At 59.5% G+C, this 26982-nt stretch carries 23 protein-coding genes; 10 read left to right on the top strand and 13 right to left on the bottom strand.

Going from position 1 to position 26982, the window contains the following annotated elements:
* Positions 1 to 210: 210 nt before the first annotated feature.
* Positions 211 to 5088 carry a dermonecrotic toxin domain-containing protein gene (locus PSH96_RS02925; protein ID WP_305457369.1) on the top strand — a complete coding sequence of 1626 codons (4878 nt, stop codon included), beginning with the start codon at positions 211 to 213 and terminating at the stop codon, positions 5086 to 5088.
* A gap of 149 nt (positions 5089 to 5237) precedes the next feature.
* On the opposite strand, the gene PSH96_RS02920 is transcribed toward PSH96_RS02925, so the two are convergent.
* From PSH96_RS02920 to PSH96_RS02910, 3 genes are all read right to left on the bottom strand, one after another.
* Positions 5238 to 6251: an AI-2E family transporter gene (locus PSH96_RS02920; protein WP_305457367.1), complete on the bottom strand. Its 1014-nt coding sequence runs from the start codon at positions 6249 to 6251 to the stop codon at positions 5238 to 5240.
* Between the two features lie 246 nt (positions 6252 to 6497).
* Positions 6498 to 6800 (bottom strand): PsiF family protein, encoded by a 303-nt coding sequence (locus PSH96_RS02915; RefSeq protein WP_056860494.1) that lies wholly within the window; start codon positions 6798 to 6800, stop codon positions 6498 to 6500.
* Between the two features lie 72 nt (positions 6801 to 6872).
* The gene (locus PSH96_RS02910; protein WP_305457364.1) at positions 6873 to 7661 is read right to left on the bottom strand and encodes a helix-turn-helix transcriptional regulator; all 789 of its coding nucleotides are present in this window, start codon (positions 7659 to 7661) and stop codon (positions 6873 to 6875) included.
* 97 nt (positions 7662 to 7758) lie between these two features.
* Here PSH96_RS02910 and PSH96_RS02905 point away from each other — a divergent pair, with 97 nt between their 5' ends.
* The gene (locus tag PSH96_RS02905; protein WP_305457362.1) at positions 7759 to 8646 is read left to right on the top strand and encodes a DMT family transporter; all 888 of its coding nucleotides are present in this window, start codon (positions 7759 to 7761) and stop codon (positions 8644 to 8646) included.
* Positions 8647 to 8759: 113 nt separating this feature from the next.
* Here the strand turns inward: PSH96_RS02905 and PSH96_RS02900 are convergent, their stop codons facing one another.
* Positions 8760 to 9650, bottom strand: coding sequence for a triacylglycerol lipase (locus PSH96_RS02900; RefSeq protein ID WP_305457360.1), 891 nt, complete (start codon positions 9648 to 9650; stop codon positions 8760 to 8762).
* Between the two features lie 199 nt (positions 9651 to 9849).
* Between PSH96_RS02900 and PSH96_RS02895 the strand changes: the two genes are divergently transcribed.
* Positions 9850 to 10380, top strand: a complete 531-nt coding sequence (locus PSH96_RS02895) for a bacterioferritin (RefSeq protein ID WP_017136789.1) — start codon at positions 9850 to 9852, stop codon at positions 10378 to 10380.
* A 134-nt stretch (positions 10381 to 10514) separates the two neighbouring features.
* Here the strand turns inward: PSH96_RS02895 and PSH96_RS02890 are convergent, their stop codons facing one another.
* Positions 10515 to 12581 carry an AsmA family protein gene (locus PSH96_RS02890; RefSeq protein ID WP_305457358.1) on the bottom strand — a complete coding sequence of 689 codons (2067 nt, stop codon included), beginning with the start codon at positions 12579 to 12581 and terminating at the stop codon, positions 10515 to 10517.
* A gap of 346 nt (positions 12582 to 12927) precedes the next feature.
* Between PSH96_RS02890 and PSH96_RS02885 the strand changes: the two genes are divergently transcribed.
* Positions 12928 to 13338: a hypothetical protein gene (locus PSH96_RS02885; RefSeq protein ID WP_056860500.1), complete on the top strand. Its 411-nt coding sequence runs from the start codon at positions 12928 to 12930 to the stop codon at positions 13336 to 13338.
* A 154-nt stretch (positions 13339 to 13492) separates the two neighbouring features.
* Positions 13493 to 14125 (top strand): TetR family transcriptional regulator, encoded by a 633-nt coding sequence (locus PSH96_RS02880; protein ID WP_056860501.1) that lies wholly within the window; start codon positions 13493 to 13495, stop codon positions 14123 to 14125.
* 6 nt (positions 14126 to 14131) lie between these two features.
* On the opposite strand, the gene PSH96_RS02875 is transcribed toward PSH96_RS02880, so the two are convergent.
* Positions 14132 to 14620: a C40 family peptidase gene (locus tag PSH96_RS02875; RefSeq protein WP_305457356.1), complete on the bottom strand. Its 489-nt coding sequence runs from the start codon at positions 14618 to 14620 to the stop codon at positions 14132 to 14134.
* A 339-nt stretch (positions 14621 to 14959) separates the two neighbouring features.
* Between PSH96_RS02875 and ureE the strand changes: the two genes are divergently transcribed.
* The 5 genes from ureE to PSH96_RS02850 all read left to right on the top strand — a co-directional run bounded on the left by ureE (position 14960) and on the right by PSH96_RS02850 (position 18633).
* Complete coding sequence (gene ureE, locus PSH96_RS02870) at positions 14960 to 15460, top strand: urease accessory protein UreE (RefSeq protein WP_017136794.1); 501 nt, start codon at positions 14960 to 14962, stop codon at positions 15458 to 15460.
* A complete protein-coding gene (locus tag PSH96_RS02865) occupies positions 15457 to 16131 on the top strand; it encodes an urease accessory protein UreF (protein WP_305457354.1) in 675 nt (224 codons plus the stop codon). The genes ureE and PSH96_RS02865 overlap by 4 nt, the downstream gene beginning before the upstream one ends.
* Positions 16132 to 16140: 9 nt before the next feature.
* Positions 16141 to 16755, top strand: a complete 615-nt coding sequence (gene ureG / locus PSH96_RS02860) for an urease accessory protein UreG (protein WP_028615537.1) — start codon at positions 16141 to 16143, stop codon at positions 16753 to 16755.
* Positions 16756 to 16779: 24 nt separating this feature from the next.
* The gene (locus PSH96_RS02855) at positions 16780 to 17352 is read left to right on the top strand and encodes a HupE/UreJ family protein (protein WP_305457352.1); all 573 of its coding nucleotides are present in this window, start codon (positions 16780 to 16782) and stop codon (positions 17350 to 17352) included.
* Between the two features lie 171 nt (positions 17353 to 17523).
* Entirely contained in the window at positions 17524 to 18633 is a 1110-nt protein-coding gene (locus PSH96_RS02850) for an AGE family epimerase/isomerase (RefSeq protein WP_305457350.1), read from the top strand.
* Positions 18634 to 18742: 109 nt separating this feature from the next.
* On the opposite strand, the gene PSH96_RS02845 is transcribed toward PSH96_RS02850, so the two are convergent.
* The 7 genes from PSH96_RS02845 to PSH96_RS02815 all read right to left on the bottom strand — a co-directional run bounded on the left by PSH96_RS02845 (position 18743) and on the right by PSH96_RS02815 (position 26714).
* A complete protein-coding gene (locus PSH96_RS02845; protein ID WP_056860506.1) occupies positions 18743 to 19648 on the bottom strand; it encodes a cation diffusion facilitator family transporter in 906 nt (301 codons plus the stop codon).
* A gap of 283 nt (positions 19649 to 19931) precedes the next feature.
* Entirely contained in the window at positions 19932 to 20699 is a 768-nt protein-coding gene (locus PSH96_RS02840; protein WP_138817089.1) for an SDR family oxidoreductase, read from the bottom strand.
* Positions 20700 to 21520: 821 nt separating this feature from the next.
* A complete protein-coding gene (locus PSH96_RS02835; RefSeq protein WP_017136079.1) occupies positions 21521 to 22237 on the bottom strand; it encodes an ABC transporter ATP-binding protein in 717 nt (238 codons plus the stop codon).
* Positions 22234 to 23109 carry an ABC transporter ATP-binding protein gene (locus PSH96_RS02830; RefSeq protein ID WP_305457347.1) on the bottom strand — a complete coding sequence of 292 codons (876 nt, stop codon included), beginning with the start codon at positions 23107 to 23109 and terminating at the stop codon, positions 22234 to 22236. Before PSH96_RS02830 ends, PSH96_RS02835 begins: the two co-directional genes overlap by 4 nt.
* Positions 23106 to 24383, bottom strand: coding sequence for a high-affinity branched-chain amino acid ABC transporter permease LivM (gene livM, locus PSH96_RS02825; protein WP_056860508.1), 1278 nt, complete (start codon positions 24381 to 24383; stop codon positions 23106 to 23108). Before livM ends, PSH96_RS02830 begins: the two co-directional genes overlap by 4 nt.
* A gap of 2 nt (positions 24384 to 24385) precedes the next feature.
* Positions 24386 to 25300, bottom strand: a complete 915-nt coding sequence (locus tag PSH96_RS02820; RefSeq protein WP_017136076.1) for a branched-chain amino acid ABC transporter permease — start codon at positions 25298 to 25300, stop codon at positions 24386 to 24388.
* 277 nt (positions 25301 to 25577) lie between these two features.
* Complete coding sequence (locus tag PSH96_RS02815) at positions 25578 to 26714, bottom strand: branched-chain amino acid ABC transporter substrate-binding protein (RefSeq protein WP_219266564.1); 1137 nt, start codon at positions 26712 to 26714, stop codon at positions 25578 to 25580.
* Positions 26715 to 26982: the final 268 nt, after the last annotated feature.

The following is a 26982-nucleotide window of genomic DNA, read 5'->3' as shown; positions in this document are numbered from 1 at the left end:
GTTGGCAACCGGCATAGATACGCAAGACGGGATGCCCGACCGCTTACACTTAACGGACAGTCACTTGCCATCGCCGTATTTTTTACATCGACGCATATTCCTTTACAGCCCCCACAACAACACGAAGGGATTCCCTGTAGCGGACCGATCACCGGTCCGCTGACCCGGCAGCCAAAAACACCGGGGTTAAACAGGTAAAAGGATTTCGTCATGCCCGCCCCGAGCACTTCCACGCGCCCCATGGACCTGAACCAACTGCCGGCCCGCGCCGTCCATGAGCGTTTCGCCACACGCCCGACGCTCTATTCCGTGGTGCTCAATGCACTGCGTGACCGCATCCAGGAGCACTACCCATCGTTGAAGTTGGACATGCTCACGGTCAAACTGGCCAGCCCACACGCCTCTGGCGGTTACACCTTCCGACCGTTGATGAGCGTTGCTATCGACCATGTACTGAACCCACAACTGCTCGATCTGCACTCAAAACGTGAGCTGCCCTACTTCCTCACTCAACACCCCCCCTCTATCCTGAAACCCGAGACCCTTCCGCTGATAGACATGCAGGTCATCGCACGCATCATCGACGAAGTGCGCGTATCGCTCGGCCTGTATTTCCAACGAGACCTGGCGGACTACTGGAGCGAAATCGACAGTCACGGTACCAGCCGCTGGCAATGGCTGGCCGAGTTTCTCAACGGCCAAATGACCGCTACTGCCGCGGTTCAGTCCACCCTCAGCGAAACCCAGCTGGATATGCTCACAGTCGTCAGCACCTGGCCCGCAGTACTCGAACGCTTGCCCCACTCCTCGCCACCCACCTATACCTATTTCATTGAAAACACCTTCACCACCGCCGGCAAAGAAGTGCGCTTGCTGACCCCGGATCTGCTGATCGTGCGCGAAAAACAGGTGTTGCTGTACAGCGTCGCCGGGGCTATCCAGATGTTTGACTCCATCGACGACTTTTGCCAGGCCTGGGGGATCAGGATGCAGCGACAGTTCCAGTTCGACAGCATGACCTGGAGACGCAACGAACCCGACGGCAATGTGTTCGAGCAGCAGGCCGGCCTGATCCTCAATCAGCAACTTGAAGGCCTGGCGACCTTGTCGTATCAAGCGCAAGACGAAAAAACCCTTGAACAGCGCCTGGAAAAACTCACGGATCCGGCGGTTTTTTTCACCAAAATCCCAATGCCCCCCGCCTCGCTCCTGCAAAAGGTCAGCAACCAACTGCCCGACTGGCTCAAGCAGGCCACCCCCACCGACCGCTTTGCTTATCACCGTCATCTACAGGATATGGCGCGCGTACTGCGCCAAAACCAGGGTCGCTCGTTCAACGAAGGCATAGAGAATATCCACGACTTCAGCCGCGACGCGTTGCGCAAGCAGATGCAGGCCGATCATGGGGATTTCGATCCCGACGCGGTGGTGTTGGACTTCGCCGTGTCTGCGGGCTATCCGGGCGGCTTCGGGATTACCGAGCATGTGTACATGTCATTGACGGAACTGGCCCTTAAAAATCTGGCGGGTAAACCAAAAGGTACCCTGACGCTCACCTCCAAAAACGCCCTGCCACTTCCCAACTGGCTGAACGAAAACTACCTACTGGGCAGCAAAGGCCTGATCCAGCGCGTCGATATTGGCACCACCTACCCACAAAAAATCAAGGACGTGTTGCTGTCCGACACCGCCGACGCTCGCCGACGGGAGGCGCTGTTTACCCGCGAACTCAAGGTTCACCTACCGATGCAGGCGCTGGAATACAAGATCAGGCAACTGAACGGCGTTACCGTTGTAGGCTATCGATATGTGAAAGCACTGATGAGCGAAAGCCCCTTGGACCGAGTCGTCGACGGCCAGGAAATCGTCCTGCGTCCGCTGGCCCTGTGTCGTAAAACAGGGGCCGCGCCTGATGAAGTCAACAACGTTTTTATTATCGAACCCCGTGATGCGAGCCTCGGCCCGCACCTGTTGTATCAGCCGCTGTATGCCCAAGCCCTGCATGAATACCCGACGCGCCTGGCCTTGCTGGAGGCCATTGCCAATCCCGGCGCGCTGCAGGACAACGTACTGACTTGGCTGAGCGACAAAGCCCGGCCGATCTATGATCACGGCGGGTTAAAAGAGCCGCACATCATTCGTTTCCTGCCTGGGGATGAGTTCGTCACCCGTGAAACACCTGCACCCGCGACGCTGGCAGTCGATGAAGGTGCCGGGGAATGGCTCCAGTCACAAGTCAACGGCCAATTGCTCAGCCACCTGTTCGGCAGCACCGCGCGGGCGCTGGTGGACCTGGCTGATCGCGAGTCGGTGTCCAACAGCGAAAGCCGCTGGGCCGTGGTGATGGAAGGTGCCTGGCTGCTGTTCAATACCCTGCTGTTGCCGTTGGTGCAGGGACCCGCCATGTTGGCGGGCTGGTTCCTGGTGCTGGTCAGCAGCCTGGAGCAAGACCTGGCGGGCCTGGACAGCACTGATCCGACCACCCGTGAGTTGGCGCTGATTGATCTATTGCTCAATACCGCGATGGTACTGCTACACGCCGCCACACCCTCCCCCCGGACCCAGCGGCCACTGTCGGAGCTGACCGTAGAGGACAACGCCATACACCTTGACTCCTGGCGCCGCCCTGCCGGCCTACCACCTGAGCAAACCGCCCCGCTTGTCCGCAATGGCACAGTGGCGCTGCGCGGCGAACCACCGGCCACTGGGCACACTGCATTGGACTTCAGCCATTCGATTGCCAGCCCTCAGGCCAGCGCAAAGTTGTTGAAGGCGTTGCTTGATGTCCACGTGCCTTGGCCCGAATCGTTGCCCCCCCCAGAGTCCAGCGGCCGTCTCAAAGGGCTGTACCGCATTGGTGATGCCTGGCACGCCAGCGTCGGCGGGCTGTTGTTTCAGGTCAGTGTGGTGCCCGGCTTCGGCGAGGTTTTTCTGGTTGACCCGCAGCACCCGCTGCGCCCCGGCTTCAAGCTCGCAAGCGACGGCCTGGGACATTGGCGGCTGGAACGAAAGGCTCGGCTGGAGGGTGGGATGCCCAGGGAAAAGCTGGATAAGTGGCAGCGCAAACACCGAGATCGGATAGCCGTGCTAAACACAGAGCTGAACAGTCTCGAAAAACAAATGGTTCCAGTGGCACTCACCTTTATACCGTTCGAAACAGCGCTGAAAATGACCCGTGCCCAACTGGTTGAACACAACAAAGCCGTGAGAGAGGATTGGATAAGGCTAGGCACCTCGACCGCGCTTCCAGAGCTACACGCCAGAATCGCCGAGCGCCATGCGCAAAGGCAACGCATGGCCGCACAGGCCCGCGCGAACTGGGATATCGCGTTCGAAAACTACCGGCAAAAAGCGCAGGAGCTTAACCCTGCGATGGAGAAGATCGAAGCCAAGGCTGACGAAGTGATGGAAGCCGACAGAACTAACCCGAAACCCAAGAGATCACGCGATTCCGCAACCAAAGCGCTCTATAGCTATTGGGCGTCCGTCTATGAGACCGTGGTGCAAAGATTTACAGACACCCTTGAGACCGAACGCGGCGAAAGTACTAAAGAGCTCACTGAGCGTGTCAATGCAGAGTTGCGAGACGGTGTCACAGACGCCTACGAGATGTACATCAGTACCAAGAAGCGACAGATTGAGGCGCTCAAACAGATGATTGAGCCCGCAGAAAAAGTCGAAACATTCCTCAAACAAGCGGAGCCTGAACTGCGCAGCTATCTGTTGAAAGATAGGCCCACCGACCAACAGATTTCCTCGGTCGGCATAAAGCAGCAGGTACTGCTATTTCTCAGCGAACTGGTACTGGATCGCGCCCATGGCTCCCAAGAGCCTGCGGAGTTTCCTTTCGTCAAGGACCTCGCCGACTCAAAAACCGCAACCAGCCTACTGGCTCATGCAGAACTGCGCACGACCAGCGGTTACTCGACAGCTGAGCAAATTGACGTACTCAAGGGCGTCCTCCAGAGCTATGAGCAACTGGAGAACGCCGTCAATTCATTAACTGACATGGGCTCCGGCTTCATACGAGAGGACTATCGAACACCGTTTCTGGAGCACCTCGTTGATGCCCGCACCAGCCTGGAAGCACAACTGGCCGACTTGATCCTCGCAGACGAAGGGTTCGCCTATCAGCCAAGCTTCGTTCCTCCCTCTCGCGCAAAGCCCGCCGCCAGAAGAGTATTCAAGACGCGCCAAAAAGGCACGCTGGTGGGTGATCTACGCACGCCTCAACCGCAGGACCCCGGCCAGTTTGTCGACATCAAAGACCCGATCAGCGGGCAGATTGTCGCCACCTACCTCGAACACGCGTCTGAAGGCGTGTGGGTGGAGGTTGAGCCGGCAACGCCTACAAAATCGGTGCCGGCGCCAGCGACTCGCTCGCTGGCTACGATTAAACGCAATGCAGAAACCGTGATAACCGAAAGGGCGGGAGTCGTGCGCAGGATACGCGACCAGCAGCGAAAACTGCAGACCCCCACGCGACGCGAAGCACTGAGTCCCCTGGACTGGGAGGACATGCTGATCCAGCAAGCAGACAAATTGAAAGCCCTGGCCGATGAACTCCAACGCGACCACAGCGCAACCCCAGGGGCTGACACATTGATGAAGGCTTACCTTGACGAAGCGCAGGATCTGACAAAGCTGGCGCGCGAGGTGTGCAGTGAGGGCTACCTGCAGCAGCGCCCTCAGGCCTCCAAAATTGCCTATCTGTGGAAACACGGATTTATCGATATCAACCTGGCCAAACGTCGCGAGCCACTGAAGGCCGGCGACTTCATCGACGAATACACGGTACGGGATAAAAGCAAAATAAAAGAAGGCAAACCGTATAAGGACACTATCTTGTGGTACGCACACTTCCACTACCCGGCCGTCGATACGCCCATATTAGAAAGCAGCTTCGCCCACCTGAAGACGAAAGATGAACAGTTCCTGACACGTAAAGAATTGCTCGAGCGGGCAGCCGCGAACAACCGCGCCGTGATCAATCTGGATAAAGTCGTGATCAAGCCACCGCTGGATTACGACCTGTTCCTTAAGCTGGAAGTTGAGCGGGAAAAACAACAGAAAGCACTTCCTGAATAAGCGCTACACCGCGAGCAAATCGAAGAATCCGATGCCATTTCTGGTATCGGATTTTTTATGGCTAACACTCGGTAAGCGAACGGCAAACACGCCTTCCGACCGCCTATTTAATGTTAGGCAGGCGCTACAGTTTCGGAGATTGGCGCACGTCAAACCATCCCGCCAAGCTTCAGCTCGCTCTTGAGATAGGCATAGTAAATCGGCCCCGCCACCACCCCTGGCAAACCAAACGCCGCCTCAAACACCAGCATCGCCAACAACAATTCCCAGGATTTGGCACTGATCTGCCCGCCGACGATGCGCGCGTTGAGGAAGTACTCGACCTTGTGGATCACGATCAAATACCCCAACGCCGCCACCGCCACCCAGATCGACAGCGACAGCGCGACGATGGTGATCAGGGTGTTGGAGATCAGGTTGCCGATCACCGGCAGCAGGCCGACCAGAAAGGTCAGCACGATCAGGGTTTTGGTCAGAGGCAGGTGGATACCGCACAGCGGCAACACGACGGCGAGAAAAATCGCAGTGAAGGCCGTATTGAGCGCGGCAATCTTGATCTGGGCGAAGACGATATTGCGAAACGCCTGGACCAACAGGTGCAGGCGGTCGAACAGCGCGGCGGCCAGGGGTTTGCGTTTGGTCAGGTCGGGCACACGTTGCAGGGCAATGATGGCGCCGAGCACCATGCCGATCAGCAGGGTGACGAACATGTGGGCAGCGTCTTTGCCGACCAGTTGCAGCTCGCTCAGGTGTTTGCTCAGCCAATCGCCGATGGCCACGCGGAACTCGGCGGCACTGGCGGGCAGGTAGGCGTCGACGAACGGCGGCAGTTGCCCGCGCGCGCGGTCGACCACGCCCATGAATTTGTCCAGGGACGCCCCGGGGTTTTCCGCTTCGTGCAGCAGGAAACTGATGGCGCCGGCGAAGATCAGGGTCAGCACGCTGACGATCAAGGTGCCCAGTAAGGCCACCGCCAGCCAACGCGCACGCCGGCCTTCGATCAACCGCTGCAACTGCGGGGTGAGCATGTTGACCAGTTCATAAACCAACAGGCCGGCCAGCAAGCTGGGCAGCAGCTTGAGTGGCAGCACCAGCAGGAGCCCGCCGAAAATGATGATGCAACTGACCAGCAACAACACGTGACGCTGAGAAAACGTTGGCATACAGCCTCAAAACGAACGGCGTTAAAGGATGGGCAGTCTGCCAGCCTTGAGGGAATCAAGCGAGAGGTCTGAATTGTGAACACGATCAAGTGTGGGAGCTGGCTTGCAGTGCCGAGGGCGCTTGTCGAGTCGTCGAACCGTCCCGTTCGACAGCGCAGAGCCCGCTTTTTTGGGGGCGCTTCGCACCCCAGCGCAAACAAGCTTGCTCGCCACAGCAAGCCCGACTCCCACATGGGATCTATGTTGTTAGCTGCCTTTGAGGCACGTGCTCATAAAGGTTTTACGCGCATCGCCAGCCAACGCCTTGGTTTTCGCCGTGGCATTGCAGTCTTTCATTTTCTGCTGCTGCGGGGTCAGGGTCTTGGCATCGTTGGCGGCTGGCGCCGACAGGCAGGTCTTCATAAAGGCCTTGCGGTCATCACCTTTGAGCGTCTTGGTGGAGGCTTCGGCATTGCAAGTGGTCATTTTATTTTGCTGGGCAGTGGCAGCGAAGCCTTGGGAACACAGCAGCAGGCCCATCATCAACAACGGAATACGCAGCATCTTCATGGAGTTTTCTCCCTGTTGCCGTACCAAAGGGGCACGGCCTACGCAGCAGTGTAGTCAAAACCTGTTACATCTTCAGCGCCCGCGAATATTCGACCGGCGGTACTGCTCCGGGGTGCAACCGGCGTGACGCTGGAACATGGCGATAAACGCCGAGGCGGTGCTGTAGCCCAAGTCAAAGGCTACGTGTTGCACACTGCGGTCGCTGTCCAGAGCTTCGATGGCGGCGAGGTAACGCAGGCGCTGGCGCCATTCACCGAAGCTCATGCCCAGCTCGCGCACAAATTGGCGCGCCAACGTCCGCTCACTCACATGCACTTGCTCGGCCCACTGCGCCAGCGGGCGATTGTCGCCAGGCTCGGCCTGCATGCCTTCAAGTACGCCGAGCAAGCCGGGGTGGCGCGCGTAAGGCAGGAAGCAATCATGCATCGGCGCTTGTTTGAGCTGGTCCACCAGCACCTGGGCCAGGCGTATATCCGCCTCGGTCTGCGCGATATTGACGTCACGCTGGGCGAAGTCGCTGAGGATGGCCTTGAGAATGTCACTGATCGCCAAGGTGCACGGCGCCTGCGGCAGCTCTGCGCAGAGTTCCGGGGCCAGGCCCACTGAGCGATACACAATCGCCTGGGCATTGTAGGAACTGTGCTCGGTATTGGGTGGGATCCATACCGCGTACTGCGGCGGCGACATAAAGCGGTTGCCGGCCACTTCCATGCGCATCACGCCATTGGCCGAATAGTCCAGCGAGCCCCAGCCATGCCGATGCGGCGTGCATTCGGTGTCGGGGGCAAATTCGGAGTAGCGGAAGTAGACGGGGCTCGGCAGGCTGCGAAAGTCCGCGAGGCGTACGGTGTGTCTGGCCATATTGTCTGGATACAAAGGTCGGTTGTCTGGATCGCAGTATAGGCTTCTATCCAGACAGGGGATAATCCCGGCTCATCAACACACCTGGTTTCTTTCGATGCAATACGCGTATCCCCTGCTGGCCATCTTTATCTGGGCCGGCAACACCGTGGTCAACAAACTGGCGGTGGGCTCGATCTTCCCCGCAGAAATCGGCTTTTACCGCTGGTTGCTGGCGGTGTTGCTGTTTACCCCGTTCATGCTCAAGCCGGTGCTGGCCAACTGGGCGCTGATCCGCCCGAACCTGGGCAAGATTTTCATCCTCGGCGTACTGGGCATGGCGGTGTATCAAAGCCTGGCCTATTACGCTGCGACGCTGACCAGCGCCACTAACATGGGCATCATCCTGTCGCTGATGCCGTTGATGTCGCTGACGGCCGCCATCATCAGCCTCGGCCAACGCCTCACCTTCGGCGCGCTGACCGGCGCGGTGCTGTCGTTCGCAGGCGTGGTCGTGGTGGTGTCGGCCGGCAACCTCGGCGCGTTGCTGCAACACGGGCTCAACCTGGGTGACGCGATGATGCTGTTCGCCACCCTGGCCTACGCGGTCTACAGCACCTTGCTGAAAAAATGGCAACTGCGTCTGCCGCCGCTGGTGTTGCTGTATTTGCAGATACTGGTGGCGGTGGTGGTGCTGTTTCCGCTGTTCCTGTTCTCGGCCAAGGCCGGCTTGGGCTGGGCGAATATCCCGCTGGTGCTGTACGCGTGCCTGCTGGCGTCGATGCTGGCGCCACTGGCGTGGATGCACTCGGTGAAACACCTGGGGCCAAGCCGCACCACACTGTTTTTCAACTTGCTGCCGTTGATTACCGCCTTGATCGCGGCGGTGGTACTGAAGGAAGAGTTGGCGCTGTATCACTTGGTCGGTGGCTTGCTGACCTTGGGTGGGGTGATTTTGTCGGAGCGTTGGATTACGCCGGTGCGCCGTGAGGTTGGCGTCGCCTGACAGATCGCTATCGCAGGCAAGCCAGCTCCCACAGTTGACCGGGTTCCAGCGTTGGAATGGGGTCAACTGTGGGAGCTGGCTTGCCTGCGATGAACGATAACCCGGTCTCCCGGCTAAACCCCGGCCGCCTTCAGCCGCCGCGCATGCTCGACAAACAACCGGATCGGCTCCGCACCTTTGCCCACCAACCCCATGGACTGGTTGACGATATCGAAGTGGTCCAGGGCGTAGTCATCGCCGATGACCGTGCCCAAGTGTGAGCTGTAGCGCCCAACCATGCCGTCACACTGGCCCTTCTCACGCACAAAGCTGCGCGCAAACAGCCGGCAACTGCGATTGGTGCCATCCAGCAGGTTGCGCCCACGGTCGGTCTTGCCTGGCTGCAAGGTGCCGGACCACGAGTAATAACGCACGCCGTTGACCACCTCGGCGCCCTGCCCGCCCCAGGTTTCGGGCAGCCCTTGGGGATACTGGCGGTTAAACAAGGCCACACCGTTACGGGTCAGGGATTGGTGCGAGGCCTGCAAGTCGGCCTTGAAGCGCGGGCCGCGATAGCCGGTTTCCAGCAGGCCCATCACCCAGGCAACCAGATGAAACATCGCGCTCATCAGTCTGCCTTTCACGCTGGCCGGCGGGTAATGGGCGTGGATATGGTCCGCCAGTTCCGAGCCATGGTTGGGCCCGGCCACCGACGTCACGGACGCCACCCACTGCGGGCGCATGGCGGCGGCATAACGCGCGGTGAGCGCGCCCTGGCTGTGGCCGATCAAGTTGACCTTGTCGGCGCCGGTCTCGCGGCGGATCTGTTCGATGTGCGCCAGCAACTGCTCGCCGCGCACCTCGTTGGAATCCAGCGGCGCCACCTGAATCGCAAATACCTGCGCCCCACCCGCTCGCAGCGCCGGGACAATGCCGTACCAGTAAGGGAAAAAGCCTACGCGCACAAAGCCCAGCATGCCGGGCACCAGCACCAAGGGGTAACGCGTGGCGAGGGAATCGGGCATGGGGCAGCATCCAGGTCGGAAAGCGATAATGCCATCCTAGACCAACCGACATGACTGCCCCATGACTAAGCCGTTTGGAAGTGCCCGGCCAGACGGTGTGAAATCCGATAAAACTTTTTGCCTCAGCCAGGACTCACAACTTGGAGTGATCACGCCGACAGAGCGTGGCGCAAAACCGGATTAGCACCAGGAGATTGAGATGACCCAAGCAAACTTGACCGACGTTGCAACCCTGCGCAGCCGCGCCCGCCAGCACGTCGAAAACGGCGCCGTGACCGAAGGCTACGATGCCGACCGTGAGGAAATTATCCGCCTGCTCAACGAGTCGCTGGCCACTGAACTGGTCTGCGTGTTGCGCTACAAACGTCACTACTTCATGGCCAGCGGCCTGAAAGCCAGTGTCGCCGCCGATGAGTTCCTGGAGCACGCCACTCAGGAAGCCGAACACGCCGACAAACTGGCCGAGCGCATCGTGCAGCTGGGTGGTGAGCCGGAGTTCAACCCCGACCTGCTGTCGAAGAACTCCCACGCTCAATACGTGGCCGGCAATACCCTGAAGGAAATGGTCTACGAAGACTTGGTGGCCGAACGGATCGCGGTGGACAGCTATCGCGAAATCATCCAGTACATCGGTGATAAAGACCCGACTACACGTCGAATCTTCGAAGACATCCTGGCCCAGGAAGAAGAACACGCCGATGACATGGCGGATATTCTGCAGGACCTGTAACACGTATCACCGCTGAACCCCATGTGGGAGCGGGCTTGCCCGCGATAGCAATCTAACAGTCAGTGTCTGTATCGACTGTTACACCGCTATCGCAGGCAAGCCAGTTCCCACATTTTTCGCCTCGGTTTCGTCAGTTATTTCACGGTTTTCGGCGCCTTGCCTTCTTTCATCTGTTGCAGCAACGGTCCGCACTGATTGGGCTCATCGCCGCTCGGCGCGACCAAGGCCAACAGACCAGCAGCCGGGCCGGCGATCACACCGAGCGCGACCATGCCGGCACCCCGCAACATCAACGGCACCGCTTTCACACCAGCATTGGGCTTGATAAATGGGCCGTTGACGTACAGTGGCGAGCGCAGGGAAAAGAGGCGGAAGCCTTTTGATTCGGGCGTGATGGTCAAGTCCAACTGCTCAGTCGCCATGTTCGCGGTGCCATCGATATAAATGATCGCGTTCTCGGTATCGAACACAAACAGCCGCGTCGTCGCCAGACCCGTCTTGATGCCAAAGTCCGCCGCCGCGCAGTTGATCTTCACTTCCTTGTCACCGAACAGACGGCCTACCACGTAGTTGCCCACGTTGAGCCCGGCAATTTCCATCAGGCCGCGGCTGATGGCGCCGTCGTTGATCAACATTTTCAGGTCACCGTTGGAGCTGCCCAACAGGGCCGCCACGGAGTTGCCGCGCCCGGAAATATCGGCATCGCCGTTGAGCTCACCAAAGCTGGTTTTCATCGGCTCGAACGTCGGGAACAGCTGCTTGAGCTTGAAGTTGCGCGCGGTCAGCCTGGCGCGCCCTTCCATCGGCGTGATACGCCCGTTCAAGCGAATCTGCGCATCCAGCTTGCCACCCGCCACGCCAAAGCGCAGGGGTTGCAGGCTCAGCTCGCCATCGTTGAGAACCAAGTGGGTGTAGAGGTCGGTAAACGGCAAGTCGGCGCTGTGTACGATGCGTTTGCCGGTGAATTCCACATCGGCATCCATGTCGCGCCAGCGCTCGGTGCGGAACTCTTCCACCGGCAGCACTTTGGTTGCCGGTTGCTTGCTCTCGCCACCACGGGCCTTTTGCTTGGCGTTGGAGTCGGCACCGATCAACGGCGCAAGGTCGGTCATCAGCAGTTGGTTGGACACCAGCGTACCGCTGAGCTTGGGGCGTGGCTGGCTGGCAACGTAGCTGAGGTTGCCGTGGATATCACTGGTGCCGATCTTGCCGTTGAAGTTTTCATAGGTGAATGACGCGCCGCTGGCCTCATGCAGTTTGGCGATCAGATGGCCGTCGGTGGAATAGGCTGGAGAATCGGGCAGCGTTACGCCGGTCAGCGGGTAAAGGTTGCCCAGGCTGCTGCCGGAGAGTTTCAGCCGCAGGTCCAGGGCGCCCAGGTTCAGCGGGTCAGTCAGGGTGCCGGCCAGTGCGATGCTGGTGTCGGCGATTTTCACTTGCGCTTGCAACGGGAACGGCTTGGCCGCGTCCTGCAAAGCCAGCAGCCCGCCGATCTTGCCGGTGCCGTCGAGTTTCTGGCCGTGGTACTGGCCTTTGACCTTGAGGCCGAATGCGTAATCCTGCGGCGCCGAGCCTTTTTCCAGGGCCTTCTTGGCGTCCGCGTCGCCGACAATTTCACCGAAGGGAATCGGCTTGCCGAGCAGGTCGATGATCACGTCCAGTTGGGTCTTGAGGGTTTGGTCGTCGAGGGTGACGTGGCCCTTGTCGAAGCCGATGGAACCGATGTCCACCACCCAGCTGGATGGCTCGGCGTTGGGGTCTTTGGGGTCGAACTTGAAGGTCCAGTTGGCGCGGCCGTCGGCCAGGCGCTGCAAGTCGGCACTCGGCTCGGTGAGGTCGATACGCGGGATCACCACGCGCTGGGCCAGCAAAGCCAGGGGCGAAATGCGCAATTCCACGCGCTTGAGCGCGACCATCTGCGGTTTTTTTGACCAGTCCGGATTGCCCAGGGTCAGGTCTTCGGCAATCACATGCGGCCATGGCACCCAAGCCCGCCAACCGCCTTCATCGGGCTCGCGCGCCCACACCACGGCGAGGTTGCCATTAATGGCAAACGGGCGATGCAACTCTTCGGAGACCTTGGCATTGAGCGGCGGCTTGATGCGGTTCCAATCAAAAAACACCAGCACCAAGACCAGAATGGCGATTAACACCGCGAAGCTGGCGCAGCTCCAAACCACGATTTTACGAGTGCGCGTCATTGCACAGGACTCCTCAACACAGATAGCAAAACTACAGCTTATAAGGCTACGACTGGCAAACCGCCTAGGGGTTTAACCCGAACAACGATTTAGTCGCAATAAGCCACTTTTCTGATCGATCAGACAGTTTTCATCATCGACGGCGCACCATTGTTACCCACGTTCGTGTCGAAAATACCCACCACGGTGCAAAAGCGCGGGCTTGAGAGGCGCGTTCTAGAGCCTCTGCGGGGAACAATCAATTCTGTTGATTATTACCATTGTGTTTATGAACTTTTATATCGACTTCTCGAGAGTAACATTAGCCCTGTACCCACTTTATCGCCCTCCCAAGGAGCAACCCATCATGAAACGCCAAATACTCGCTACTGTTCTGCTGTCGGTCCTGGCTTCGAGCGCATTTGCCCTGCCAGCCGCTGAACAAGCCACCCCACAGAACAAAGCTCAAGCCGTTCAGTCGAGCCAGACCCTGGCCCGCAGCGGTTCGCAAGAAGATGAAAACCGTGACTACGCCAAAGGCGCTGTTGCTGAAAACGGTCGCAACCGCCTGGAAGAGAAAGGTCTGGTAGAAGGCGGCGCTGAACAAGCCAACAAACGCGCCTACACCGAAGGCGTTGCTGAAGGTGGCCGTGATCGTCTGGAACAGAAAGGCCTGGTAGAAGGTGGCGCTGAACAAGCCAACAAACGTGCTTACACCGAAGGCGTTGCTGAAGGCGGTGCTGACCGTCTGCAAGAACTGCATCAAGCACAGAGCTAACCCCGTGGTGGCCGAGAAAAAAGCCCGATTAGAAGATCGGGCTTTGGCTTTTATCTAGACTGCATCACACCCTGAACACCCCGCCAAGTTCGACGTAGATGAAGCTGTTTTGCTAGAGTGCAACGCTGTACTTGCCGACAAAGCCCGCCCGCCGATGCTGCCCCGCGCCGAACAAAAGCAACAGACCCGCCTCGCCTTGATGGACGCAGCCCGCCATCTGATGGAGTGTGGCCGTGGGTTCGGCAGCCTGAGCCTGCGCGAAGTGGCCAAGACCGCCGGGATCGTGCCAACCGGGTTCTATCGTCATTTTGAGGATATGGACCAGCTGGGGCTCGTGCTGGTGAGTGAAGTCGGCCAGACCTTTCGCGCCACCATTCGCCTGGTCCGTCACAACGAGTTCGTGATGGGCGGCATCATCGATGCCTCTGTGCGGATCTTTCTCGACGTGGTTTCGGCCAACCGCTCGCAATTCCTGTTCCTGGCCCGCGAGCAATACGGTGGCTGCCTGGCCGTGCGCCAAGCCATCGGCGCCCTGCGCGAAGACATCACCCGCGACCTGGCCGCCGACCTCACATTGATGCCCAAGCTCCAGCACCTGGATGCCGACGGCCTGCACGTCATGGCCGACCTGATCGTCAAGAGCGTGTTCGCCACCCTGCCCGACATCATCGACCCTCCGGCCCAGGCCCTGCCTGCGCACCTTACGCCCCAGGCGAAAATCACCCAGCAACTGCGCTTTATCTTCATCGGCCTCAAGCACTGGCAAGGGCTGGGCAGCACCGAATAAACCCGGTCAGCCCGCGGTGTGGAAGCGCTTGGCGGTGGTGTAGTGCTTTTTCCAGTAGCTGTTGCTCAATGAATCGATACGCACGTGTTTGCCGCTGCTGGGCGAATGAATGAATTTGCCCTGGCCGATATAAAGGCCGACATGGCTGACCTGTCCGCGCCCATTGCCTTTGAAAAATACCGCGTCGCCGGGTTTGAGCGCCTCGCGCTTAACGGTCGCGGCGCTTGATCGATGCATTTCTGTGGTGGTGCGCGGCAGGCGGATATTGGCTTCGGTCTTGAACAGGTAGACCAGGAAGCTGCTGCAATCAAACCCCTGGTTAACCTTGGTACCGCCGCTTTTATACGGCGTGCCGAGCAACTCATGGGCACGATCGATCACGTTGTCGATGGTGGCGGAGGGTTCAAAGGCCACAGGCGCTTTTAAATTGGCCGAGGCCGGTATGACCGCGCAGGACAAGCTGACAATAAGTGAAACCAAAAATACTTTGAACATGATCGGCGTCGCAGTGGATTAGACACGGCGCACATCGTAATGAAACAGCGCGTAACTTTTTGAACGGCAAATCCTTCAATCGCGTAGGACAAATCCGAGAAAAATCCAGTACGAAACAGATGAAGGAAATTTCATCCTTCACGCAACGTTTCTCAACGAAAAGCGCCCCCATCCAGTGCTATAAATCCAATAGCGCACCAATTTGAAGCGCGACAGCCATTGGCTGACGCCCTATTCGGTGGCATGTCCGTGCTTGCCTACAGGGATTTCCCGCCCTTACACACGGTTGGCAAGCCCCTTGCTCTAGCTCCTTTATCGCTCATAGCTGGAAGCCTCCTGATGCTGGTGATCCACCGCCGAATCGCCCCCCAAGCCCTCTGGGCCGCCGAACTGCTGCTGAACTTCGAAGCCCGCAGCAAAAGCCGCCTGCGCTGTTTCAGTGCCGACGGCGAAGACGTCGGCCTGTTTCTGGAGCGTGGCCAGCCGCCGCTGCACGATGGCGAATGCCTGCAAGCGGAAGACGGGCGCGTGGTACGCGTGGTCGCCCGCCCTGAACAGCTGCTGCACGTCACCTGCAGCAACGCCTTCGAACTGACCCGCGCGGCCTATCACCTCGGCAACCGCCATGTGGCCTTGCAAGTCGGCGACGGCTGGCTGCGCCTGCTCGATGACTACGTGCTCAAGGCCATGCTCGAACAACTCGGCGCCACCACGCAAACCCTCGAGGCTCCGTTCCAGCCGGAACACGGCGCCTATGGCGGCGGCCATCACCATTCGCGCCATGGCGACGAAGACTTCAACTACCCGCCCAAGCTCCACCAGTTCGGCGTGCGTCTATGAACCCAGCCTGGGCGCTGTTGCGTCTGGCCAGTCCGCAATTGCCGATTGGTGGCTACAGCTATTCCCAAGGCCTGGAAATGGCAGTGGATAACGGCCGGGTCAATGATGCAGCCAGTGCCCGGCGCTGGATCAGCGACCAGTTGCTGCTCAATCTCGCCCGTTTCGAAGCGCCGCTGTTGCTCGCCCATTGCCGCGCCGCCGCCGAACAGGATTGGCCGCGTTTGGCCCAGCTGTGCGAAGAGCACCGCGCCAGCCGCGAGACCCGCGAGCTGTATCAGGAGAGCCGGCAGATGGGCTATTCCCTGCAACAGTTGCTCAACGGTTTACCGGAGCTGGACGATGCCGCACGCCACTTTCTGGCCCAACGTGATGAGCCGCACCTGGCCCTGGGCTGGGCCTTGGCCGCCCGCGCCTGGCACATCCGCCCCGACGACGCCCTCGCCGCATGGCTGTGGAGCTGGCTGGAAAACCAGTTGGCGGTGCTGATGAAAACCCTGCCGCTGGGCCAGCAAGCCGCCCAACGCCTGACCAGCGAATTGCTGCCCCTGCTGCAACAAGCCCAGCAGGACGCCGCACACATCGACCCTATTCATTTCGGCAGCGCCGCGTTCGGCCTGTCCCTGGCGTGTATGGCCCATGAGCGCCAATACAGCCGCCTGTTTCGTTCCTAGGAGACCTATATGAACACACAACCTTTGCGTGTCGGCATCGGCGGCCCGGTGGGCTCCGGCAAGACCGCACTGACTCTGGCGCTGTGCCTGGCGCTGCGCGACCGCTACAACCTGGCGGTGGTCACCAACGATATCTACACCCGCGAAGACGCGGATTTCCTGGTGCGCAACCAGGCCTTGGCGCCCGAGCGCATCATCGGCGTGGAAACCGGCGGCTGCCCGCACACGGCCATCCGTGAAGACGCCTCGATCAACCTCGAAGCGGTGGACCAACTCAACCGCCGCTTCCCCGGCCTGGACCTGATCCTGGTGGAGTCCGGCGGCGACAATTTGTCGGCCACGTTCAGCCCGGAACTGTCAGACCTGACCATCTACGTGATCGATGTGTCTGCCGGTGACAAGCTGCCGCGCAAGGGCGGGCCCGGTATTTGCAAATCCGACTTGCTGGTGATCAACAAGATCGACCTGGCGCCCCTGGTCGGCGCCTCGCTGGAACTGATGAACAGTGACACTACACGCATGCGCAACGGTAAGCCCTTTGTGTTCAGCAACCAGAAAACCGGCGTCGGGCTGGATGAAATCGTCGCCTTTATCGAACGTCAGGGCTTGCTGACTGCGGCCTGATCCCACCCCCAAAAAGGAGCCTGTATGGGTCTTAACAAACTTCTCGCTACCGCTGCCCTGCTGCTGGCACCGGCCCTTGCCTTCGCCCACCCAGGGCATGGCGATAATGGGCTGGTGGCCGGTATCAGCCACCCATTGGGCGGTATTGATCATTTACTGGCCATGGTCGCCGTCGGCCTGTGGGCCGCGCAGCAACAAGGCAAGGCGCGCTGGGCACTGCCTTGCGCCTTTGTCGGCACCATGCTGATCGGCGGCCTGCTCGGCTTTGAAGGCCTGGAACTGCCGGCGCTGGAAAGCGGGATTGCCGCCTCGGTACTGGCGCTGGGCTTGGCGGTGGCGCTGGCAGTGCGGCCGCCGTTGTTTGTGGCGGTGGGCGCGACGGCGTTGTTTGCGCTGTTCCACGGTGTGGCGCACGGCCTGGAGCTGCCGGACATGTCCAGCCCGTGGGCGTATGCCGCCGGGTTTGTCGGCGCGACGGCGGCTCTGCATGCGGCTGGGTATGCCGTGGTGCGTTTCCTGCCGGCTGCTGCTGCACCGTTGGTACGGGTTGCCGGGGCAGCTTCGGCGGCGACTGGGGTTTGGTTGCTGGCGGGCTGATTTGCGCCGCTGCTGAGGGCCCCATCGCAGGCAAGCCAGCTCCCACCTTTGACTGTGTACACAGATCCAAAGGTGGGAGCTGGCTTGCCTGCGATGGCGGTGGCACAAACACCACAGAACTCAAGCCTGCTACCATGCGCGCCTACACCTCTGCCGTGACGACGCCAGCCGATGCCCATCGCTTCCCAACCTTCCTTGAATGCCGTGCTCACGCACTTCCACACCCTGATCGTGCCGCTGTGGCAAGGCCCGGGCTGGAACGCCGACTTGGCGCTTCCCTACGAGGCGCTGGGCGCCGATCACCAGCCATTGCCCCCGCAACGCTACCGCGCCATGGCCTGCGCCCGGCAGCTGTACCTGTTCGCCAGCCTGATCGGCGAGCCCGGTGCAGCGTTTGCCGAAGAGCGTGCAGCGGCACTGTTCCGCTCACTGCAACGGCACTTCCATGATGCCGAGCATGGCGGCTGGTTCTACAGCATCGACGCCCACGGCAAACCGCTGGACAAGCGCAAAGACCTCTACACCCACGCCTTCATCATCTTCGCCTGCGCCCACTATTGGGCCAAGGTACGCGAGCCGTTGGTGGAGTCGGTACTCGATGCGGCCCTGGCCGTGGTCGCCGAACGTTTCGCCACGGGCGACGGCCTGTACGAAGCGGTGCTGGAACGCAACTGGTCATCCCTCAAGTCCGGCCCCCTGCAAAACCCGCTGATGCACCTGGCAGAAGGCTTTCTCGCCACGCTGGCCGTGCGTGAAGGTGCCATCACCCAAGACGCGCTGCTGGACCTCACCACGGCCCTGCAAAAGCGCTTCATCGACCGCCAGCACGGCGTGATGATGGAAAAACCGCTGGGCGCTGTGGATAACTGGTTTGAGCCGGGGCACCAGTTCGAGTGGTTCTTTTTGCTCGATTCTTCAGACGTGCTGCGCGGCACACCCTTGCATGCCTCGCTGACGCGGGCATTTGCCTATGCAGAGCTCAAGGGTGTGGATAAGTTAAGTGGCGCAGTCAGCGGCATGCTCGCGCTGGATGGCAGCGTGCGCGACGGCACTCAAAGGATCTGGGCTCAGGCTGAATACCTGCGGGCGCTGACCCTGCGGCCGGGCAGTGAGGCGGTCTTGCAGCGCCAATTGCTGGCGCTGCAACGGCATTTTTTGCATGAGCAAGGCTGGCATGAATGCCTGGATGCCAAGGGCGCGGTGAGCCGGCGGGATATGCCGTCGACTACGCCGTATCACTTGGCGACCTGCTATCAGGGCCTGATCCAGCATCTGGGTTGACCTTTAGTGCCTCATCGCAGGCAAGCCTGCTCCCACACTTGACTGTATTCACACATCAAAATGTGGGAGCTGGCTTGCCTGCGATAGCCTCACCTCGGTCTAACTGACCTCACGCAATCCACTTGCGATCCCCGGTAAAACTGATCGTCAACCAGCGCGCAGCATCCGGCGTACCCAACCCTGTGGATATCTCCTCGCGCAACTCATCAAGCGTCGCCACGTTAGCCACCGGGTAATTGGCCGGCAACACCACATGAATCTCGATAAACCGCGCCCGCCCGTGCTTTTGCACGTACGACACGTAGTCATCGAAACCATGCCTGGCCTGGGCCGCGTCCATCACTTCACGCACCTTGTCGTCCAGGTGGTCCGGGGCAATGCCCAGTACCTCACGCAACGCCGGGCGCAGGATCTTGAACGCCGGCGCCAGCATGCTCAGTGCCAGCAGAATCAGGATCAATGGGTCGACATACACCGCCCACTCGCCATAGCCCTGGGACTTGAGCAACAGCGCGGCAAGGAAGCTGATCAGCAGGCCCACCGACAGCATCGCGTCCACCAGCCAACTGATGTTGTCGAACTGGATCAGTGAAGATTTCAGCGTGCGATTGCGATAGCGCACGTAGAAGAAGTAGGCGAACTCGACCACGGTAAACACCGCCGCGTAAACGATCACCAGCCCCAATTCGATTTCACGCCCGCCATTGATAATGCCGAACACGCCGTTGAGAAACGCGTAGATCGCGATCAGCAACAGGAAGCTGCCTTCGATCAGCAGCACCATCGGCTCCAGGTGCCAGTAGCCGAACTGGAAGCGCTCGTTGCTTTTCTTGGCGATCAGCTTGGCCGTGATCAGCATCAACACCTTGATGGCGGTGGCGATCAGCGAGAAAAAGCCGTCGAACAGAATGGATTGGGCGCCAGATATCACACCCGTGACAATCCCGGCGATCGCGACTGCGAACATCAGAATCGTCGATTGTTTGAGCAGTGCCTGCTCACCTCGGTTACTCACATTTCCTCCCGTCAAAACCTTTAAACCGCACAGTGCGGAGGGGTTTTCAGGAGTGGAGTGTACCTTATGTCCTGTTTTGGCCGATTTGACGCCTGTTAAAGCCCAGTGAAACCTATTGTGGCGAGGGAGCTTGCTCCCGCTGAGGCGCGAAGCGGCCCTCAGATTTTGGGGCCGCTGCGCAGCCCAGCGGGAGCAAGCTCCCTCGCCACAACAACAACAACAACAACAACAACAACAACAACAACAACAACAACAACAACAACAACAACAACAACAATCAGTTTCAGCCCTTGGCCCCACGCTCAATCGCAAACCCAGCCCAGGTCTGGCTCACCGGCATTAGCTCCAACCGGTTGATGTTCACGTGCGCCGGGGTATTCATCACCCAGAAGATCGTGTCGGCAATATCCTGCGGCTGGATCGGCTCGGCACCGGCATAGGTCGCGTCATAACGCGCCTGGTCACCGCCAAAACGCACCAGCGAGAACTCGCTCTCACACAGGCCCGGCTCGATGTTGGTCACACGCACGCCGGTGCCTTGCAGGTCGCAACGCAGGTTCAGCGAGAACTGCTTCACGAACGCCTTGGAGCCGCCATACACGTGGCTGCCCGGGTACGGGTAGTTACCGGCGATGGAACCCAGGTTGATGATGCCGGCGCCACGGCCATGGGCGATCAGGCGCGGCAACAGCAGGTTGGTGGTGGTCAGCAGGCCTTTGATGTTGGTATCGACCATGGTTTCCCAATCATCGAGGCTGCACTTGGGCGCAGGGTCGGTGCCCACGGCCAGGCCGGCGTTGTTGATCAGCCCGCGCAGCTTGGCGAACGACGGCGGCAGGTTGGCGATGGCCTCTTCCATACCCTTGCGGTCACGCACGTCCACCACCAGGCCATGCACTTCGGTCTGCTTGGAAAGCTCTTCGACCAAGGCATTCAAACGCTCAGCACGACGGCCGGTAAGCACCAGTTTCCAGCCGGCGTCGGCAAAACGACGGGCGCAAGCTTCGCCGAAACCTGAGGTGGCGCCAGTAATAAACAGCGTGTCGGACATGGTGTTCTCCTTGCGGGCATCGGGAAAAAAACAGCCAGCAGAATGCCCTTACGCCGCGATTGCGGCAACCGCTAAGCGCATAACTTCATGCACGGCTGGCTGTTTTTTGATCACCCCAAGCAAAGCCTTATAGAACGTGGCTTGCAGCCATATGCACGCAGGTTATCCACAACTGCGCCCACAGTCTTTGGGGGCAAGTGTAAAAAGCCCCAGGCCGCTCTATACAAGGCTTACAGACAGTTTCAGAAAGTTTTTTGCTTGACCTTGGCCGGGGCGTATGTAGCCCAATGGCAAGAGGGAAAATCCGAACGATGGCTCCAGGCCAGTCATTCCGGCCTCTGCGGCGGTCTTTCCAGAGTTTAGTCACAGACTTATCCACAGGCTGATCCGACATAAATCAGTCATATACCTGTGTCTTTAAACAGGTTGACAAAGCCCTCGGCAGGCCAGCAAAAACCGGCTGATCAATAAACAACCACCACGCTGCAAGCCACGGTTTTAAAGGCTTGCAGCCAGCTACTCCCACGTTACCCACAGCCGGTTCCACAGCGGATGGGGACAAGTCAAAACTGTGACAAAACAGGGATTTGCGGCGGCTATATGTCGCGCTTTGGAGGTGGGCTGGATTTGTTTTCCACAATTTGGCCGGAGCACTGAAAACGCCCCAAAAACGAATGTGGAAACCGTTTCATGTGGGAGCTGGCTTGCCTGCGATGGCATCTCCTCGGTCTACCTGAAAGACCGAGGTGCTTGCATCGCAGGCAAGCCAGCTCCCACAGAGAGCCGGTTCCCTCATGGGGTTATTGCGTCAGGCCTTCAGATCAATGCCCGCCGAGGTAGGCGTTGCGCACTTCCTCATTCACCAGCAATTCCTTGCCGGTGCCCGTCAGGCGAATCTCGCCGTTGACCATCACATACGCCCGGTCCGACAGGCGCAGCGCGTGGTTGGCGTTCTGTTCCACCAGGAAGATAGTCATGCCGGTGGCGGCCAGCTCGCGCAGTGTGGAAAAGATCTGCTTCACCACAATGGGCGCCAGGCCCAGGCTCGGTTCGTCCAGCAACAGCAACTTGGGCCGGCTCATCAGCGCTCGGGCGATGGCGAGCATTTGCTGTTCACCACCGGACATGGTCATTGCGCGCTGGGTGCGCCGCTCCTTGAGCCGTGGGAACAGCTCGAACATGCGCTGCATGTCTTCCTGCGCATACTTGTCACCAATCGGGATGGTGCCCATCAGCAGGTTTTCCTCGACGGTCATGTCGGGGAACACCCGCCGCCCTTCCGGCGACTGCGCAATGCCGTTGGAGGCGATGTAGTGGGACGACTTGTGGGTAATGTCGACGCCGTTGTACAGAATCTGCCCGGACTCGGCGCGCGGCTGGCCGAAAATCGACATCAGCAGCGTGGATTTACCCGCGCCGTTGGAGCCGATCAGGCTCACGGTTTCGCCTTCGTTGATGTGCAGCGAGACTTTTTTCAGGGCCTGGATCGGGCCGTAAAACACGTCCAGGTCCTTCATTTCGAGGATAGGCGCACTCATACCAGCTCCTCTTCGTCTGCGCCCAGGTAGGCGGCGATCACTTTCGGGTCGTTGCGGATTGCATCCGGGCCGCCTTCGGCGATCACGTTGCCGTGGTCGAGCACCACGATGTGGTCGGAAATACTCATCACCATGCCCATGTCGTGTTCGATCAGCACCACTGTCAGGTCGTGTTCGTCGCGCAGCAGGCGAATCATCGCGCTGAGGGCTTCGGTTTCCTGCGGGTTGAGGCCCGCTGCCGGTTCGTCCAGGCAGATGATCTGCGGCCGCGTGCACATGGCGCGGGCGATTTCCAGGCGGCGTTGCTGCCCGTAGGAAAGCTCACCGGCCAGGCGATTGGCGCAATCCACCAGGTCCACCACTTCGAGCCAGTAAAACGCGTGGTCGAGGGCATCGCTTTCGGCCTTGCGGTAACCCTTGGTGTTGAGGATGCCCGCCAGCATGCTGCGGTTGACCCACATGTGCTGGGCCACCAGCAGGTTTTCCAGCACCGACATTTCCTTGAACAGGCGAATGTTCTGGAAGGTCCGCGCCAACCCGGCGCGGTTTACCAAGTGGGTGCCGCCAAACATCTTGTAGTACACGCGGCTGAAGAAGCTTTTTGGCGAAACGAAGTCGACGGCCTTGAAGCGTTCGCCAAGCAACTGGATCACGTTGGTCTGCTTGCCGCGAATGTTCAGTTCGATCTTGCCGCCGCTGGCTTTGTAGAAGCCGGTGAGGCAGTTGAACACCGTGGTCTTGCCGGCGCCGTTGGGGCCGATCAGGGCGAAGATCGAGTTGCGTTTGACCTTGAGGCTCACGTCGCTCAAGGCCTTGATGCCACCGAAGTGCATCATCAGGTGTTCCACAGAGAGCACGACTTCCTTGCTCATGGCGCTACCCCCTTGCGTGGTGTCACACCGGTACGGCTGATGCGGATCAAGCCGCGCGGTCGCCAGATCATCATCACCACCATCAACACGCCAAACAGCAGCACACGGTACTCGGAGAAGCTGCGCAGCAACTCCGGCGCAACCGTCAATACGAACGCCGCAATCACCACGCCGACCGTCGAGCCCATGCCGCCCAACACCACGATGGCAAGGATCAGCGCCGACTCGAAGAAGGTAAACGACGACGGGTTGACGAAGCCCTGGTAGCTGGCGAAGAACACACCCGCCAGGCCGGCAGTCGAGGCCCCGATAGTGAACGCCGAGAGCTTGACCAGCACATGGTTCAGGCCCATGGAACGGCAGGCGATTTCATCTTCGCGCAAGGCTTCCCAGGCGCGACCCACTGGCATGCGGGTCAGGCGGTGCTTGATGTACAGCACGGCCAGCACCACCAGGAACAGCACGATGTAGATGAACATGAACTTGATGTTGGGGTTGTAATCAATGCCGAAGAACTCGTGGAACGGAATCCCGCCATCCTTGGCCTTGCGCCCGAATTCCAGGCCGAGGAAGGTCGGCGAAGGCACTGGCATACCGTTGGGGCCACCGGTAAACGACAACCAGTTGTTGAGCACCAGGCGGATGATTTCACCGAAGCCCAGGGTCACGATGGCGAGATAATCGCCGTGCATTCGCAGCACCGGGAACCCGAGTATGCAGCCCGCCAGCGCGGCAGCGATGGCCGCCAGAGGCAACACACTCCAGAAACCCAGGCCCAGGTATTGATAACCGAGCGCCAGGCCGTAGGCGCCGATGGCGTAGAACGCCACGTAACCCAGGTCGAGCAAACCGGCCAGGCCCACCACGATATTCAGGCCAAGGCCGAGCAACACGTAGATCAGCCCGAGGATCACCACGGTCAGCAGGTACTTGTTGGCGAAGATCGGGAACACGATGGCGATCACGATCAGTGCCGGGATGATCCAACGCAGCCGCGATTTGTAGTCCGGCGGCAACACGTGCACGCCGGAGCCACTGCTCTCGAAACCCTGCAGGATCTTGATGCCCTTGGGGGTTTGCAGGAACAGGCTCAAGGCAAAGCGCCCGACCATCACAATGGCGACCAACGTGGCCACCCGCGCGGGTTCCAGGTTGAAGCTGTAGCCGTCGAGGACCACGCCGACAATCGGGCCGAACACGATCAACGAAATCAGCCCGGCAAGGACCGTATCGACCACACTTTTCTTGATATCGATAGATTTGGCAGCAGACATGTTTACACCTTAGCCACGAGTGGGCGACCAAGCAGGCCCTGAGGACGGAAGATCAGAATCACCACCAGCAGGGAGAAGCTGAACACGTCTTTGTAGTCAGAGTTGATCAACCCCGAGAACAACGACTCGGAGATACCCAGGATGATCCCGCCCAACATCGCCCCAGGCAGGGAGCCGATGCCGCCGAGTACCGCTGCGGTAAATGCCTTGATGCCGATGATGAAGCCGGCATAGAAGTCGAAGGTGCCGTAGTTGAGGGTGATCAGCACACCGGCCAGGGCGGCCATGGCGGCACCGATGACGAACACGTAGGAGATCACGCGGTCGGTGTTGATGCCCAGGATCGAGGCCATCTTGCGGTCTTGCTGGGTGGCGCGGCACATGCGGCCGAGCTTGGTGTATTTGATGATGTAGGTCAGCAGGCCCATGCCGAGAAACGCGGCCACCAGGATAAACACCTTGGTGTAGGTCAACTGCACAAAACCCGTGCCGATATCAACGCGCCAGGCGCCGGCCAGCAGGGTTGGAATGCCTTGTTGTTTCGCGCCCTGAGCGATCTGCGCATAGTTTTGCAGGATCAGGGAGATACCGATGGCGCTGATCAGCGGTGCCAGTCGGGTGGAGTTGCGCAGCGGTTTGTAGGCGACACGCTCGATGACCCAACCATAAACGCCGGTGACGACCACGGTGAAGATCAAGGTGCCGAGAATGAGCAGCGGGAAGGATTCGATGCCGAAGTAAGCCAGCAGTGCCAGACTGATCGCCGCGAGGTAAGCGGAAATCATATAAACCTCGCCGTGGGCGAAGTTGATCATGCCAATGATGCCATAGACCATTGTGTAGCCGATGGCGATCAGGCCGTAGACCGACCCGAGGGTCAGGCCGTTGACCAGTTGCTGCAGGAAAATACCATCCATAACGCAATCTCACGCGGTGAGCACCTGCACACAGGAGGGTGCGCGGTGCTTCTGGAGGAAAAGACAGATCGTGATCACGACACAGTCCCGCTGTGGGAGCGGGCTTTCGTGGCGAGGGAGCTTGCTCCCGCTGGGCTGCGAAGCAGCCCCAAACTGGGCGATCGAGATACATCAGGTGTAACTCGGTGAACGGTTTGGGAGTGCTACGCACTCCAGCGGGAGCAAGCTCCCTCGCCACAACAAGCCTGCTCCCACATTGGTTCCGTGGTGCTTGTTCTTACTTCTGCTTTTCCAACTGGTGGTATTTGCCGTCTTTATCCCACTGGTAAACCACGTAGTCGGAGATTTTCAGGTCGCCCTTGGTATCCCAGGCCTTTTCACCCATGACGGTTTTTACCGGGTGAGCCTTGAGCCACTTGGCGGCGTCTTCGCCCTTGTTGGACTTGGCGCCATTGAAGCCGGCGGCCAGAGCCTGGATCGAGGCGTAGGCGTACAGGGTGTAGCCTTCCGGCTCGGTGCCGTTTTTACGGAACTCTTCCACCACGGTTTTGCTGTCTGGCAGCAGGCGCGGGTCGGCGCCGAAAGTCATGTACACGCCGTCTACGTATTGTGCGCCGCCAGCGGTGGCAACCAGTTCGTCGGTCACGACACCATCATCGGACATGAACTTGACGTCCTTGAGGCCCGCTTCACGGATCTGGCGAACCAGTGGACCGGCTTCCGGGTGCAGGCCGCCGAAGTACACGACGTCTGCGCCGGTAGAACGGATCTTGGTGACCAGGGCGCTGAAGTCTTTCTCGCCACGGGTCAGGCCTTCTTCCAGCACCGGCTTGACGCCGCGCTTGGTCAACTGGGCAGCGGTGGCGTCAGCCAAGCCTTTGCCGTAGGTGTCCTTGTCGTTGATGACTGCTACTTTTTTGCCTTTGAGCACGTCGACGATGTAGTCGCCGGCCACGATGCCTTGCTGGTCGTCACGCCCGCACATGCGGAACACGGCACTCAAGCCACGCTCGGTCACCTGTGGGTTGGTGGAACCCGGCGTGATCATGATGATGCCCGCTTCGTCGTACACCTCAGACGCCGGGATGGTGTTGGAGGAGCAGAAGTGCCCGACCACGCCGATCACTTTGTCCTGGTCGGCCAAGCGGTTGGCCACGGCCACGGCTTGCTTGGGCTCACAGGCGTCGTCACCTGCCACCAGTTTGATCTGCTCACCGTTGATGCCACCGGCCTTGTTGATCACATCGGCTGCCGCCTGGGCACCCTTCATGTACTGCTCACCGAAAGCTGCGTTGGCGCCCGTCATCGGGCCTGCCACGCCAATCTTCACATCAGCTTGAACAAACGCAGAAACACCCAACGCCGCTGCAACGGCGAGGGCCAGAAAACCTTTCTTGTAAAACGTCTGGGACATGAGTGGTGCTCCGAGGTTTTTGTTTATTGGCACTACGAATTCGCGTCAAACTTTCACAGGAAAGCCCAGAGCAAGGCGCGTGCCATTACTTTTTTATTCTTCAAAAAGACACGGTGTCATTGTTATTACAGGCGTTTCGACTCCCTTTGCCAGTACGTGCAACCGTCTAGCATCGAAAGGTGCAACCAATGGATCCAAAAAGTACAACCCTGGCAGGTCGCACCTGCAACCGGATGCCTAAACGACAGTTCCTACAGCTGTAACAATG

This window comes from Pseudomonas sp. FP2338 (assembly GCF_030687515.1).
Classification (GTDB): Bacteria; Pseudomonadota; Gammaproteobacteria; order Pseudomonadales; family Pseudomonadaceae; genus Aquipseudomonas; species Aquipseudomonas salomonii.
Note: the sequence above shows the minus strand (reverse complement) of the source record. Positions and strands in the feature narration are given on the sequence as shown.